Below are 12,967 nucleotides of genomic sequence, written 5' to 3'. Positions count from 1 at the left end.
CACGCAGCCGAGGCTGTTGAACGTAAGGTCGCACTCCCCAGTGTTTTCACGGTCCATGTAAAACGCATCGTTGATCTGGAGGTGAACCTTGGCAAGAAAGAAAAGGCCTGTTGTCGATGGTATGCCGTTGACGACGCTTTCTTCCAGCCGTCATGACCGGTTCTTCGCCGCTATGCAAGCCAGTCGCAGTGCGATGATCGTGACTGACCCTGCTCAGCCCGACAATCCGATCATCTTCGCCAATCAGGCATTTCTGGCGCTGACAGGGTATGAACTCAACGAAGTCATTGGGCGAAATTGTAGATTCCTGCAGGGCGCCGAGACCTGCAAGGAGGCCCGACAGCAGTTGCAGCTTGCGGTTGGGCGGCGCCATGAAGTGTGTCTGGAGGTCATCAATTACCGCAAGGATGGCTCGTCTTTTTGGAACGAACTCTTCATTTTTCCGCTATTCAATGAGCAGGGGCAATTGGTGTACTTTTTTGCCTCCCAGTTGGATGTCAGCCAGCGTCATGATGTTGAACTGCGCATGCGGCGCGCGCAGGATCTGGAGGCGCTGGGGCAACTCACGGGTGGTATTGCCCACGACTTCAATAACCTGTTGCAGGTGATCGTGGGCTATCTGGAGCTGATCCAGTTGAGTGCAAAGCGTGCGGGAAGCGATCCGCAGCGTATTGCCAATAGCGCCAATCGTGCCAGGACGGCTGCTGAAAGGGCTCAAACCCTGACGCAACAGTTACTGGCGTTTTCGCGCAGGCAACTGCTCGACAATCGAGTGTTCAATCTCAATAGCTTGCTGGGCCGCCCCGATGTCATGGCGCGTGTCCTGCATGACATCGATCTTCATACCGATCTTGCCCCTGATCTGTGGAACTGCTGTATTGACCCTGCCCAGGCTGAGGTGGCGATCCTGCAGCTCTTGGCGAACGCTCAAGATGCGCTGGAGGGGCGTGCCGATCCGACCATCACCGTCAAAACCGTTAATGTCCGGGCTGCGAATGACGCCAATGCCCAACGCGACGGGCTGACCAAGGGACGCTATGTCTGCCTGTCGGTGAGTGACAATGGCAAGGGCATCTCGCCAGACCTTCAGGAAAAAGTCATGCAGCCTTTCTTCACCACGAAGGAAGAAGGCAAGGGGTCTGGGCTAGGGCTGTCGATGGTGTATGGCTATGTCAGGCAATCGGGCGGTGTGGCCCGTATCCAATCCTACCCGGGTATCGGCACAACGATACGTCTGTACTTCCCGGCCGATGACAGCCAGCCCTGCGAAGAGGCGGCACCTGAAATCTCGACCTCGACTCGAGGTCGGGAGAGCATCCTGATCGTGGAAGACCGGCCGGAAGTGGCCGAGCTGGCCCAGGTGATTTTGTCGGATTATGGCTATCAGGCTGACACTGCGCACGATGCCGTCAAGGCGCTGGACATGCTCAAGAACAAGGCATACGACCTGGTGTTCAGCGACTTGATCATGCCGGGCGACATGGACGGCGCAGCACTGGCTCGCGAGATTTCCCGGCTGTATCCACACGTGCGGATCCTGCTCACGACGGGCTATGCCAAAGATGCGTTAGAACGCGCCGATATTGAGGTGCATGAGTTTGAGCTGATTCCCAAGCCCTATCGGCCTGAGGATCTGCCCCGCAAGATACGTACCTTGCTCGATGCTTAAGTTATCGGTGCATGGGGGCTCGTGGTTGAGGAGGTAGGCCTCGTCGAGCTTACGTGCCTTCGTCCATATCCTCGACAATACCGGAGTAGGCTTGAGTGGCCTTGCTGATCAGCGCTGCGCGCTCCCCAGCATCGATGAAACCTTCGTCAAAGTACTCCTCCGCCAGCCGAACGAGCTCTTCATGTTGTTCCTTAACATTCATGCGGATTTCCGGTTTCTCCAACAATTTCTCCCACGCCTGTAACGCATGGAATTTTCGATCTTCATACATGGCACACCTCCGGTGTTGATTGATAGCGGGCCGGTTTTTCACGCAGGTGGTCATTTATCACTCCTGCACGGTGAACACCGTCTGTGGCGCCGCGTCACGTAACGGTTGAGGTCTCAAGGGGTTTTTGGTTTAGATTTTTTTCAGGGTTGACGCCTCACCGGTCAAGGTTCGGAGAGGGGTAGGTCAACGGCCACAAAAAGGATCGTTCGTTCAACCAGACGGCACCCGGGGCAAGCCAAACGGCTCACCTCTCCATTGGTCGCTGCTGAACGACAGGGTGTGCCGAGTCGGCTAAGGTTGTGTATTTGTCTTTCAGCCGAGCGCTTCCACGTTCCTGTTCAGGAGGTCCGTACGATGCTTTCTCTGCTTGCCTTGCGTCATGTCATCGAAACCGCCTTCTTGCCCACCCGGTGCATCTGTACCGTCGATCACAGCAACAACCTCATGATCCAGCTGATCAATGCTCAGACTCAGCAGGAAGAACTGACGGTCACCGGGATTGACCCCAAAGACCTGACGTCCAGTCGAGCCATTGCCGAGCTGGTGGCGCAAGTCAGGGAGGAGCTGCGGTTACGTTCGCAAAGGCAGGACAAGCCCTGGCGTCATGTCAAGCGTTGAGGCTGGCGCAGTTGCCAGCCAGTACGATCATGGCGTCGATTGGCGCATGGATTTGGCCCGTTTTTCCAGTATCAGGTAGCTGATCACGGCGAGTAACAGGGGCGTCAGGTAATACAGTGTTCGGTAGCCCAACAGTGCTGCCACCAGAGGGCCTTGCTCAATGTGGTCATGAAGTAGGGCGAGGAAAACCGCCTCCAGTACACCCAGCCCTGCTGGAATATGGGCGATGACACCGGCCAGGCAACTGATCAGCAGAACGCCCAGGACAGTGGGGTAGCTCAATGACGCGGGGAGTAAAAGAAACATCAGGCTTGCCATCACCACCCAGTTGCTGGTGCCGAGGCCCATTTGAAACAGCGCCAAGCGCAGTGAGGGCAGCGTGATTTCGTATCGACGCCAGGCCCATGTTCTTCGCTTGGCCAATCCGCACGCCAACAGGTAACCCACGGCGATCGCGACAAGCGCCAGTCCAATGAGCTGAAGCCCGAGCATGCCCAGGCTCCAGCTGTCCGGTAACTTCACCAGGCGCATGGAGAAGACCAGGCCGGCCAGTGCCGCATAGCCTATCCAGTTGGTGACAATCCCCAAGGTGATGATTTGCGTGACCGTTCCCGTGGTAAGCCCCAGGCGCTTGTAGAGGCGCAGACGCAACGCGATCCCCCCGACCCAGGTGGTGAAGTTCAGGTTGAAGGCGTAACAGACAAACGCGACAGGCAGAACATGCCGGATGGGCAGGGAGTGTCCGGTGTAGCGGCGGGCGATCAGGTCATAACCACTGACCAGCGCGTAGCTCAGCAGCGCCAGGGCCAATCCGAGCAGCAGCGTTTGTGATCCGTAGCCCTCAATTGAGCGTTGAACCTGGCTCCAGTCCAGATGACGGGCCATCAGCAAAAGCAGCGTGCAGACAAGCAGGATGAAGCCCAGGGTCAGCCATTGCCTGCCCCGAATCTGCCAGACTCTGCCAGCCATCAGTGGTTTCCCTCGCGGCAATCCACGTGCGACGCTCGTGGAGCCACGGGATGCAGGTATTGCTTGTGCGCCGGCAACCAGCCGGCAATTTTCGGAAAATGCCTGATGCAGTGGAAACACAGGAAGATCAGAGGCGCCCGCCACCAGTAGCCGCGGATCATGCGTTCGAGTGTGATGCGCTTGCAGTGGTGGTCGATCAGTTCATGAAGGTGGTCGCGCAACTGCTTGTTGAATGCGCCATCGCAGATAAACAGATTGGCTTCCAGATTCAGCGCCAGGCTCAACGGATCGAGATTGCTCGAACCTACGGTGCTCCATTCATCGTCCACCAGCGCGACCTTTCCATGCAAGGGTCGACGGCAATACTCGAATATCCTGACGCCATCGCGCAGCAGGTAGTTGTAGAGCAGTCTGGAGAATGTCCGCACCCAACGCATGTCGGGTTGCCCCTGAAGAATCAGTGTCACCTGCACGCCACGCCTGGCGGCGTTGCACAGTTCACGTAGCAATCGATAACCCGGAAAGAAATAGGCGTTGGCGATCATCACTCGAAAACGTGCGGTACGCAGGGCGGCCAGGTACTGGTCTTCGATTGCATCGGTGTGATGATGGTTGTCACGATCCAGCAATCGAGCCCAGGCTCGGCCAGGTGAGTGGCCGTCAAGCGCTGACGTCTGGTTGGATGCTTGCTCGTTGAGCAGGCGTAGGCAACAGCTTTGCACTTGGGCCACAACGGGGCCGGTGACCTCTACGGCATAGTCCTGCTTGGCCTTGGGACCGGACTCATCCAGGTGATCAGCGCAATAGTTGAGCCCACCGACAAACGCCCGGCGGCCGTCTATCACCACGAGTTTGCGGTGCAGGCGCCGAAAGAGGTTGGTGCGCATCCCCATCCATCGTGGCTGGGGGTCGAATACATGCAGATGTACGCCCGCTGATGTCATCGGCTCGATGAAGTGAAGAGGGAGATCGGCGGTACCGTAGCCGTCGACCGTGACATCAATCCGCACGCCCCGTTGAGAGGCGTCCATGAGCACCTGCCGCAGGGCTCTACCGACCACGTCGTCACAGATGATGAAGGTTTCAATCAGCACGCGTTGTCGAGCGCGTCGGATGCTGTCGAAGACACGACTGTAATAGTCATTGCCATTGATGAGCAATCGAATGTCATTGTCCTTCAGCCATGGAGCAGTCACAACGCTAGCTCCACGACAAGACAAGCATGATCCGACAAGTGTGACCAGGGATGGGTCGACAGTACTTTGGCACCTATGGCCGAGGCATTGCGCAGGTAGACCCGGTCCAGGCGTAGCCAAGGCAATCGGGTTGGAAAGCTGCGTGCGGGTGCGCCCTGTAGATGAGTAAAGGCTTCGACCCATGCCTGCTCGGAGAGGCGGCGGTCAGCGCGTCGACGCCAATCGTTGAAGTCGCCGGCGATGATCACGGGTGCATCGGGGGGCAATGTCTGAAGGTAGTCCAGCAACAGATCGATCTGGCTTTGACGGTGGACCTCGCGCAGTCCCAGATGGACGCAAATGGCGAACACCGGGTCGTGGCCGGGAACCTCCAGTGTGCAATGGAGCAGGCCCCGTTGCTCGTTGCCCTGGATTGAAACATCCCGGTTGCCGTACGCCAGGATAGGAAATTTGGAGAGCAGGGCATTGCCATGATCCCCCTGCGGATACACCGCGTTTCGTCCATAGGCGAACTGTGGCCACATGCTGTCGGCCAGATACTCGTATTGAGGCAGAGACGGCCAGTCGGGATAGCGTTGCTGGTGTTGATGATGGTTGCCGTGCACCTCCTGCAGAAAAACCAGATCAGCGCCCGTACTGCGCACGGCATCGCGTAACTGTGGCAACACGAAGCGTCGATTGAACAGATTGAAGCCCTTGTGGACATTGAGGGTGAGCACGGTCAATCGATGTATGGCCGGTACAGCCGCTCTGTGGGCGGCCGGGTCCGGTATCGGGAAAGCCTTGTTCACTGTGTTTCCTCCCTTTTGGGGCGGGCAGCCGCGTGATCTGTTTGCGGTGGACGGAGCATGCTTGCGTGATCGAATGAGGTTTGAGCATTCCCATCCTGTACGTGCGACCCGGCGTTCCTGCGTGCAGTTCAAGAAGAATCGGTGCGTTCCAGACGGTGGGTGCCTTGAAGGTCGGCAGGCACTCGCGATGGTCATGACCCGTTGATCGATTGGGCCGAACTATTGATCGGCGAGGGCAGTCGGCTTCCCTACAGGGTCAAAACAAGGGAGCCATTCCCCATGAGCGTTACAGCGAAGCAACGGTGTGTTGTGGCCTATGGCAATGTCCAGGCCGCAGAACATGAACAACAAACCAACCTGGCGTTGGCACGATGGCTGGCCCAGATTCTTGGCTGGTCATTTGCCGATTTCAGGTCTGAGGGGTGGGAGCCGACGGATGCGCTGTATTTCGTCCCCACGCATACCTTGGTCGGCGAGGAACGGGCCGATCTGGGCATTAGCGGTGTAGAGGACCTGCTGGGCGGCTATGTACAACATGCGTTCATGGCAACCAAGGCGATTTCCCATCCCCTGATTTCCCGAGCCCGTGGGCAGCCGGATGGTTGGAATCCTCAATTCGCCGAGCGGGTCCGGGAGGTGGTGTTGGCGGGCCTGACGGTGTTCGATCTGGAAGACGCTCGACAGGCCGCTACGGAGGGGCTGCGCTCGGGGGCCTTGCGGGTCAAGCAGGTGCAGGCCTGCGGTGGGGCCGGCCAGTCGGTGTTACGCGACACGACCGATCTGGCACAGTGGTTGAGTAGCCTCGATGCTTCAAGCTGTGCCCAGGGCATCGTACTGGAAGAAAACCTTGAACAGGCGGTGACTCACAGTGTGGGACAGACACTGATCGACGGTTTGCTGATGACCTACCACGGGCGTCAGCACCAGGCCCAAAATCGTCATGCAGAGGCCGTGTACGCCGGTTCTGACCTGTTGTTAGTGCGGGGTGATTTCGTCGATTTGCTGGCGCGGGACTTGGAGCCTCAAGTGCGCCAAGCGATTGAGTATGCCCGCGTTTACGACACGGCAGCCGCGCTGAGCTTTCCCGGCTTCTTTGCTTCCCGGCGCAACTACGATGTGCTGCAAGGGTTGGACGCAAAGGGTGAATCCACTTTCGGCGTGCTCGAGCAGTCTTGGCGGGTTGGCGGTGCGACAGGCGCTGAACTGGCAGCCCTTGAAGTACTTCGTGAGCGCAAGGCAGTGAAGGCGGTTCGCGCCTCCACACACGAGTCACATGCCGAGTGCACGCTGCCTCAGCAGGCACAGGTGCTGTATCGCGGCCTCGATAGCCGGGGTGATTTCATCCTCAAGTATGCACAGGTCGATGACTATGATTGCTAACAGCGAGCCGGTCTGGATCCATGTTGAACAGGACGCCATCGCCGGTAATTTTCTGAGCCCCAAATCCAAGGTCCCCGGGGTGTTGTTCGTGCATGGCTGGGGCGGGAGCCAGGAGCGTGACCTCAAGCGTGCTCGCGGTATCGCGGGCCTGGGCTGTATCTGCCTGACCTTCGACCTGCGGGGGCACGGTGCGGAGGATCGCCGACAGGCGCAGGTGACCCGTGAAGACAATCTGCGCGATCTGCTGGCCGCTTATGATCGACTGCTTTCTCACCCGGCTTTGGACACGTCTTCGATTGCTGTCGTGGGTACCAGCTATGGCGGTTACCTGGCGACCATTCTCAGCCAACTGCGAAAGGTCCGCTGGTTGGCCTTGCGAGTACCGGCCATCTATCGGGATGAAAACTGGCATATGGCTAAACGTCAACTCGATCGCGAGGATCTGATGCGCTACCGCGCCAGTCACATCGATGCGACCGACAATCGGGCTCTGAGGGCCTGCGCTGCCTTTAGGGGGGATGTGCTGATTGTCGAGTCCGAGCACGATGAGCATGTTCCCCATGCCACGATCATGAGCTACCGAGCGGCCTTCCAACAGACTCATTCGCTCACCCACCGGATCATCGATGATGCGGACCACAGTTTGAGCTCCGAGGTCGCGCAAGGTGCCTATACCTCCATTCTGATCGATTGGATCACCGAGATGGTGGTAGGAGAGCGCTTGAGTATTGCCAGCCTATAAGATGGGTTTGCCACCCGTCACGCCATAGCGTGAGCCCGAGACGTAGCTGGACTCATCAGAGGCCAGCAGGACGTAGAGGGGGGCGACCTCCACGGGCTGTCCCGGACGTCCCAAGGGCGTTTGCTGGCCGAAGTGCTTGACCTCCTCAGGCGGCATGGTGGACACGATCAGAGGCGTCCAGATCGGCCCCGGCGCCACGCTGTTGACCCGAATGCCCTTGGGGCCGAGCAGTTGGGCCAGGCCGGCGGTGAAGTTGGCGATAGCGCCCTTGGTGGTCGCATAGGGCAGCAGGGTGGGCTTGGGGGCGTCCGAGTTGATCGAGCTGGTGTTGATGATCGAGCTGCCACTGGGCATGTGCGGCACGGCTGCCTGGCAGATACGAAAGATCGCCGTGATGTTGATGTCGAACGTGCGGACCCATTCCTCATCCGAAATATCTTCCAGCGATTCATGGGTCATCTGGTAGGCGGCGTTGTTGACCAGCACATCGATGTGCCCGAAGTGCTCGACGGTCCTGGTGACCAACTCGCGGCATTGCCGCTTCTGTGACAGATCGCCGGGCAACAGGAGGCACTGGCGGCCGGCGAGTTCCACCCAGCGAGCGGTTTCCTGGGCGTCTTCATGTTCATCCAGGTAGGCCACGGCGACATCGGCGCCTTCACGCGCAAAGGCGATCGCCACGGCTCGGCCGATGCCGCTGTCGCCACCGGTGACCAGCGCGATCTTGCCTTGCAGGCGACCCGAGCCCTTGTACGTCTGCTCACCACAGTCGGGGTAGGGGTCCATGGCTTGCTGCGAGCCGGGCGTGGATTGGGGCTGCGAGGGGAAGGGCGGGTAAGGGTAGGATTTCATGGAGCGTCTCCTTCAAGCCACTGAACACCGCGGTTCAGAGCGCTGTTGAAAAGAGGCAGGGGCTCAAGCCCCTGCACAATGGACAACATCAGCCACGGCCACCGCCGCTGTGTTGGCCACCTTTCCTGCCTGCCTCGGATGCTTTTTGCCGGTCATTGGCAAAGTTGTTGCCGCCCGAGGCCTGGCCGCCTTTCTTGCCTGCCTCGGAAGCCTTTTGTCGATCATTGGCGAAATTGTTTGAACTGGATTTTCCTGTATTGGCCATGATGGTAATACCTCATGATGAGTTGGGTTTGACTTGCCATGTCAGCAAGCATTAATTGGGAGTGAGAAAGGTGCTCAAAGATTTGAATTAATTTCAATGAGCACGACGAGTGGTTGTTTATGGCTGAATGGATATTGATGCGCTGATTGGCAGTGGCATTAATTCGTGTGGGTTATCAGCCATATAGGTCGCTCATCCAGCCGATCCGTATTCGCTTTAGAGACTTGCAGGCGATCAATGACCCAAGTATTTATCAGGCGGCCACCAGCGCCTGCGTGATGGCCTGGTTGAACGCTGGCAAATCGTCGGGATTGCGCGAGGTGATCAGCCGCCAACCGTTGGCCTGACATTCCTTGACCTGGGCATCGACCCAGGTGGCATTGGCGTTGATCAGGTCGGTGCGCACGCTGGGGTAGGAGGTCAGCGTCTTGCCGGCGATCACCCCAGCGTCAATCAGCGCCCAGGGCCCATGGCAGATGGCCGCAACGGTCTTGCCCGCACGGGCGAAGTCGCTGATCAGGCGCAGTGCCTCTGTGTCCTGGCGCAGCGTATCGGCGTTGACCGTACCGCCCGGAATCACCAGTGCGTCGAAATCGCAAGCGTCGAGCCCCGCCAGCTTTGTGTCGGAGTCGACCACCTGGTCCTTGTCGGTGTCGTGCAAAAAGGTCTGTGTGGTTCCTCCGTCGCTGGAGGCATGGGTGACCGTGGCACCCAGGCTGCGCAATGCTTGCAGAGGTTTTAACAATTCATCACGCTCGATACCGGTATTGGACGTGATAATCAGCACTTTCTTGCCGTGAAGTTGTGCGCTCATAAATGAAACTTCTCCATTGAGTTAGCGAATTGCCCTCGTATTTGAAAGGCGAGAGGCGGTGAGTTTGGTTGAATCCCTGCTGTCAGGATGTAGGGGAAGTAATAAAGGCGTGGTCTGGCCGCTATTATTCGCCGCTGACTTTCCAGTGTTTGACGTCCTCGGCAAAAACCACCTGCCTGACTTCATGGGCAATGCCGTAAGCAAGTGATTCATTGGCTGCAATGACCTTCTCTTCGGCCGAGAGACACTTGAATATGTCCAGTTTCGTCGCTGCCTCGGCGGTCTCGATCTCATAGATCTTCACGTAGCGCGTCAGGTCGTTGTCCAGACTGGAGAGGTACTCGCGAAGACGTTGATGGTCTACCGAGTTCTGGCTGAAGTACCAGTTCATCGGGTGGATCAGAAAGCGCGAGTGGGGCGCGGTGATGCGCCGGTGGGCAGCGAGGAACATGATGATGCCCATGGACTCGATGTTGCCGGCATTGACCGCGCATAGCGGCACGGGCAGGGACTTGAGGAAGGTGTACAGGGTGAAACCGAAATTGGTACTGCCGCCCGTGGTGGACAGATTCAATAGCAGCGACTGTGCGCCTTCCTCGATGGCTTGCAGGCAGCAGTTGCGGAAACGCTCAGTGGTACCCTGATCGATCTGGCAATGAAAATGCACGATGTGTTCGCTCATGAGGTCAGCCTCTTGCGTCGTTCGACACGCTACCTGTCACCGGCTCAAGCGATATCCCGGTCCACCAGTTGCAAGTGTTCGATAGCTTCCCGGGCTTGGTTGTGTGCCTTGGTTTTCAGGGCCTGGTAATGGCTGAACGTTTCCGCATCGAGATCGGATCGCTCCAACATCTCATAAGCGGCGTGTTGAAGGGCAAAGGCTTTGTCGAACAGGCGCTGGTTCTGTTCGAGCGCGAATCGTTTGCTGGCCCCAGGTGGGTAGTGTCGAGGTTGGGAGTACATGAACGCGTCCTTTTTAAGAAATGATGTACGACTGAGGGCAGTCCGGCTGCCTTAAAAAATCCGACTCCGGCTCCCCTCAGGGATTGCAAAAAAACGCATTGGAAAAGTTGTAAGGTTCTGCCGGTTAGAGATCGAGAGAGTCGAACGGTCCATCCGCCAGCCCGTCGAGGGACGGGACCGGCCCCGTCTCTCTCTGTGATCAGGGGGTTGGATCATTTCCTGCGTTTGGGCAGCACCGCACTCACCACTTGCTTGGCGGTCTGGACGAGGATGCCCGCTTCATTGGGATCACCCTTGGCCAGGGTCGAGGCGAATTTCTTCGCCTGCTCAAGCTTGATGTGCGGCGGTAGCGGCGGTACGTCAGGGTCGGTCTTGAACTCCAGCAACACCGGGCAATCGGCGGCCAAGGCCTGCTCCCAGGCAGCGGCGACATCCTCGTCTCGCTCGACGAAAATGCCCTTGAGACCGATCGAGAGGGCGAACAGGTGGTAGGGCACGTCCGGGATGTCCTGCGAGGCGGCGAACTTGGGATCGCCTTCCATGACCCGTTGCTCCCAGCTCACCTGGTTGAGGTCTTCGTTGTTGAAGACCGCGCAGATCCATTTGGGGCTTTCCCACTGGCGCCAGTACTTGGCGACGGTGATCAGCTCGGCCATGTTGTTCATCTGCATGGCGCCGTCACCGACCAAGGCCACCACCGTGTGCTGCGGGTGGGCAAATTTGGCGGCAATGGCATAGGGGACCGCGGCCCCCATCGAGGCCAGTCCGCCTGACAGCGAGCATTGCATGCCGCGACGGATCTGCAGGTCACGGGCGTACCAGTTGGCACAGGAGCCCGAGTCGCTGGTGATGATGGCATCGTCGGGAAGCTGGGGTGACAACTCGAACACGACCCGCTGCGGATTGATCGGATCGGCCTTGACCCGCGCGCGCTTCTCCAGGGTCTTGTCCCAGCTGGCGCGCCAGCCCTCGACTTTCTTGCGCCATGGGCGTCGGGTCTTGTGCTCGATCAGGGGCAGCAGTGCCTGGAGCGTCAAGGCAGCATCACCCTGCAGGTTGACGTCCATGGGGTAACGCAGGCTGAGCATGCCTGCCTTCAGGTCGATCTGCACTGCGCGAGCCTGGCCTTCCTTGGGCAGGAACTCGGCGTAGGGAAAGCCTGAACCGATCATCAGCAAGGTGTCGCACTCGTTCATCAACTTGTAGCTGGCCTCGGTGCCCAAGAGGCCGATCGAACCGGTCACCCAAGGGAGGTCGTCGGGCAGGGCGGCCTTGCCCAGCAGCGCCTTGGCTGCACCCGCGCCGAGTTTTTCGGCCACGGCGATCACCTCGTCGGTGGCCTGCAGAGCTCCGGCTCCCACCAGGATCGCGACCTTGCTGCCGGCGTTCAGGACATCGGCCGCCCGCTGCAGGTCCTCTTCATGAGGGATCACCCGAGGGCTGCTGTAGCCGATGCCGGAGTGCGCGGTGCCATGGGCGCGAAGGGGCTCCTGGTAGTCGAGGTACTGAAGGTCGTTGGGAAGAATCAGCGTGGTGACGCGCCGATCGCCGATGGCGATGCGCAACGCGCGGTCGACCAGGTGACGCACCTGGGAGGGGGCCGAGGCCTGCTGGACGAAGGCGCTCGCCACATCCTTGAACATCGACACCAGGTCCAGTTCCTGCTGGTAGTGGCTGCCCAGCGCTGTGCGGGCCTGCTGCCCAACGATCGCCAGTACCGGCATGTGGTCCATCTGGGCGTCGTAGAGGCCGGTCAGCAGGTGAGAGGCCCCGGGGCCCGAGGTGGCGATGCACACCCCGGGCTCGCCGGTGAATTTGGCATGGGCGGTGGCCATGAAGGCAGCCATTTCCTCGTGGCGGGCCTGAATGAACTCAATCTTGCCCTCACTGCGGCGCAACGCGCCAAAGACGCCATTGATGCCGTCGCCCGGGTAGCCATAGATGCGCCGTACCCCCCATTGGTACAACCGTTCAACCAGAAAATCGCCTACGGTCATGCTCATTGAACACCTCACTGCTCACGAAAACGGCGTCGCGATGGACGAGTAGGGGTGACTGAACTCATCCCGGCTCCCTGTGCGCGCCATGGACTGTTGATAAAGACTGATCAGAGTGATGGCCTGTAACGACGGCCAATGGGTGAGCCGTTTCAAGGACTGCCCAAGGGCGCAGGGGCATCTCCCGTTTCATTGTCTTTTTGCTGAAACGCCTTCTGAGCCTGTTCCCAGGCCATTCGGGCCTGGGCGTACTTGGCGGCGGCTTCGTCCTTGGCGATTCGAAATTTTTCCAGGGTGTCCGAAGTGACGATGCCGTCGCTGAGCAGGTCGTAGGCTGCGTCCTCCAGCTTGTCCGCTTGCTTGAAGAGGCGGTTGCTCTGTTCGGTTGCCGCTAGCCATCGAGCTTTGGTGGTTTTCCTGTTTTCAGCTCTGCGTTTCAT

Annotated in this window: 15 protein-coding genes; 4 read left to right on the top strand and 11 right to left on the bottom strand. The window is 58.9% G+C overall.

Annotated elements, in window-relative coordinates:
- The first annotated feature begins 88 nt into the window (after positions 1-88).
- Positions 89-1,669, top strand: coding sequence for a histidine kinase famiy protein (locus HU752_RS20640; protein WP_186675958.1), 1,581 nt, complete (start codon positions 89-91; stop codon positions 1,667-1,669).
- A gap of 49 nt (positions 1,670-1,718) precedes the next feature.
- Here HU752_RS20640 and HU752_RS20635 read toward each other — a convergent pair whose 3' ends face one another.
- Entirely contained in the window at positions 1,719-1,994 is a 276-nt protein-coding gene (locus HU752_RS20635; protein WP_225920040.1) for a hypothetical protein, read from the bottom strand.
- Between the two features lie 300 nt (positions 1,995-2,294).
- On the opposite strand from HU752_RS20635, the gene HU752_RS20630 reads away from it, so the two are divergent.
- Positions 2,295-2,558 carry a DUF1652 domain-containing protein gene (locus tag HU752_RS20630; protein WP_186675960.1) on the top strand — a complete coding sequence of 88 codons (264 nt, stop codon included), beginning with the start codon at positions 2,295-2,297 and terminating at the stop codon, positions 2,556-2,558.
- Between the two features lie 27 nt (positions 2,559-2,585).
- Here HU752_RS20630 and HU752_RS20625 read toward each other — a convergent pair whose 3' ends face one another.
- The 3 genes from HU752_RS20625 to HU752_RS20615 are packed head-to-tail and all read right to left on the bottom strand — an operon-like array spanning position 2,586 to position 5,514.
- Positions 2,586-3,527 (bottom strand): lysylphosphatidylglycerol synthase domain-containing protein, encoded by a 942-nt coding sequence (locus HU752_RS20625; RefSeq protein WP_186675962.1) that lies wholly within the window; start codon positions 3,525-3,527, stop codon positions 2,586-2,588.
- A complete protein-coding gene (clsB, locus tag HU752_RS20620) occupies positions 3,527-4,723 on the bottom strand; it encodes a cardiolipin synthase ClsB (protein ID WP_186675964.1) in 1,197 nt (398 codons plus the stop codon). The genes HU752_RS20625 and clsB overlap by 1 nt, the downstream gene beginning before the upstream one ends.
- Complete coding sequence (locus HU752_RS20615; protein WP_225920039.1) at positions 4,720-5,514, bottom strand: endonuclease/exonuclease/phosphatase family protein; 795 nt, start codon at positions 5,512-5,514, stop codon at positions 4,720-4,722. The genes clsB and HU752_RS20615 overlap by 4 nt, the downstream gene beginning before the upstream one ends.
- Positions 5,515-5,793: 279 nt before the next feature.
- Here HU752_RS20615 and HU752_RS20610 point away from each other — a divergent pair, with 279 nt between their 5' ends.
- Entirely contained in the window at positions 5,794-6,894 is a 1,101-nt protein-coding gene (locus HU752_RS20610) for a DUF3182 family protein (protein ID WP_186675966.1), read from the top strand.
- Positions 6,884-7,636, top strand: coding sequence for an alpha/beta hydrolase family protein (locus tag HU752_RS20605; RefSeq protein WP_186676149.1), 753 nt, complete (start codon positions 6,884-6,886; stop codon positions 7,634-7,636). The genes HU752_RS20610 and HU752_RS20605 overlap by 11 nt, the downstream gene beginning before the upstream one ends.
- Here HU752_RS20605 and HU752_RS20600 read toward each other — a convergent pair.
- From HU752_RS20600 to HU752_RS20570, 7 genes are all read right to left on the bottom strand, one after another.
- On the bottom strand, positions 7,631-8,488 hold the full coding sequence (locus tag HU752_RS20600) for an SDR family oxidoreductase (protein WP_186675969.1): 858 nt from the start codon (positions 8,486-8,488) through the stop codon (positions 7,631-7,633). The two genes, HU752_RS20605 and HU752_RS20600, sit on opposite strands and share 6 nt — an antisense overlap.
- Before the next feature lie 88 nt (positions 8,489-8,576).
- Positions 8,577-8,753 (bottom strand): con-10 family general stress protein, encoded by a 177-nt coding sequence (locus HU752_RS20595; protein ID WP_186675972.1) that lies wholly within the window; start codon positions 8,751-8,753, stop codon positions 8,577-8,579.
- A gap of 253 nt (positions 8,754-9,006) precedes the next feature.
- On the bottom strand, positions 9,007-9,567 hold the full coding sequence (locus HU752_RS20590) for a type 1 glutamine amidotransferase domain-containing protein (RefSeq protein ID WP_186675984.1): 561 nt from the start codon (positions 9,565-9,567) through the stop codon (positions 9,007-9,009).
- 124 nt (positions 9,568-9,691) lie between these two features.
- Positions 9,692-10,249: an ATP-dependent Clp protease proteolytic subunit gene (locus tag HU752_RS20585; RefSeq protein ID WP_186675985.1), complete on the bottom strand. Its 558-nt coding sequence runs from the start codon at positions 10,247-10,249 to the stop codon at positions 9,692-9,694.
- 44 nt (positions 10,250-10,293) lie between these two features.
- A complete protein-coding gene (locus HU752_RS20580) occupies positions 10,294-10,530 on the bottom strand; it encodes a hypothetical protein (protein ID WP_186675986.1) in 237 nt (78 codons plus the stop codon).
- Between the two features lie 212 nt (positions 10,531-10,742).
- Positions 10,743-12,533 (bottom strand): thiamine pyrophosphate-requiring protein, encoded by a 1,791-nt coding sequence (locus HU752_RS20575; RefSeq protein ID WP_186675987.1) that lies wholly within the window; start codon positions 12,531-12,533, stop codon positions 10,743-10,745.
- A 146-nt stretch (positions 12,534-12,679) separates the two neighbouring features.
- The gene (locus HU752_RS20570; RefSeq protein ID WP_186675988.1) at positions 12,680-12,967 is read right to left on the bottom strand and encodes a hypothetical protein; all 288 of its coding nucleotides are present in this window, start codon (positions 12,965-12,967) and stop codon (positions 12,680-12,682) included.

Source organism: Pseudomonas vanderleydeniana, from assembly GCF_014268755.2.
Classification (GTDB): Bacteria; Pseudomonadota; Gammaproteobacteria; order Pseudomonadales; family Pseudomonadaceae; genus Aquipseudomonas; species Aquipseudomonas vanderleydeniana.
This window is presented reverse-complemented; position numbering and strand designations above follow the sequence as displayed.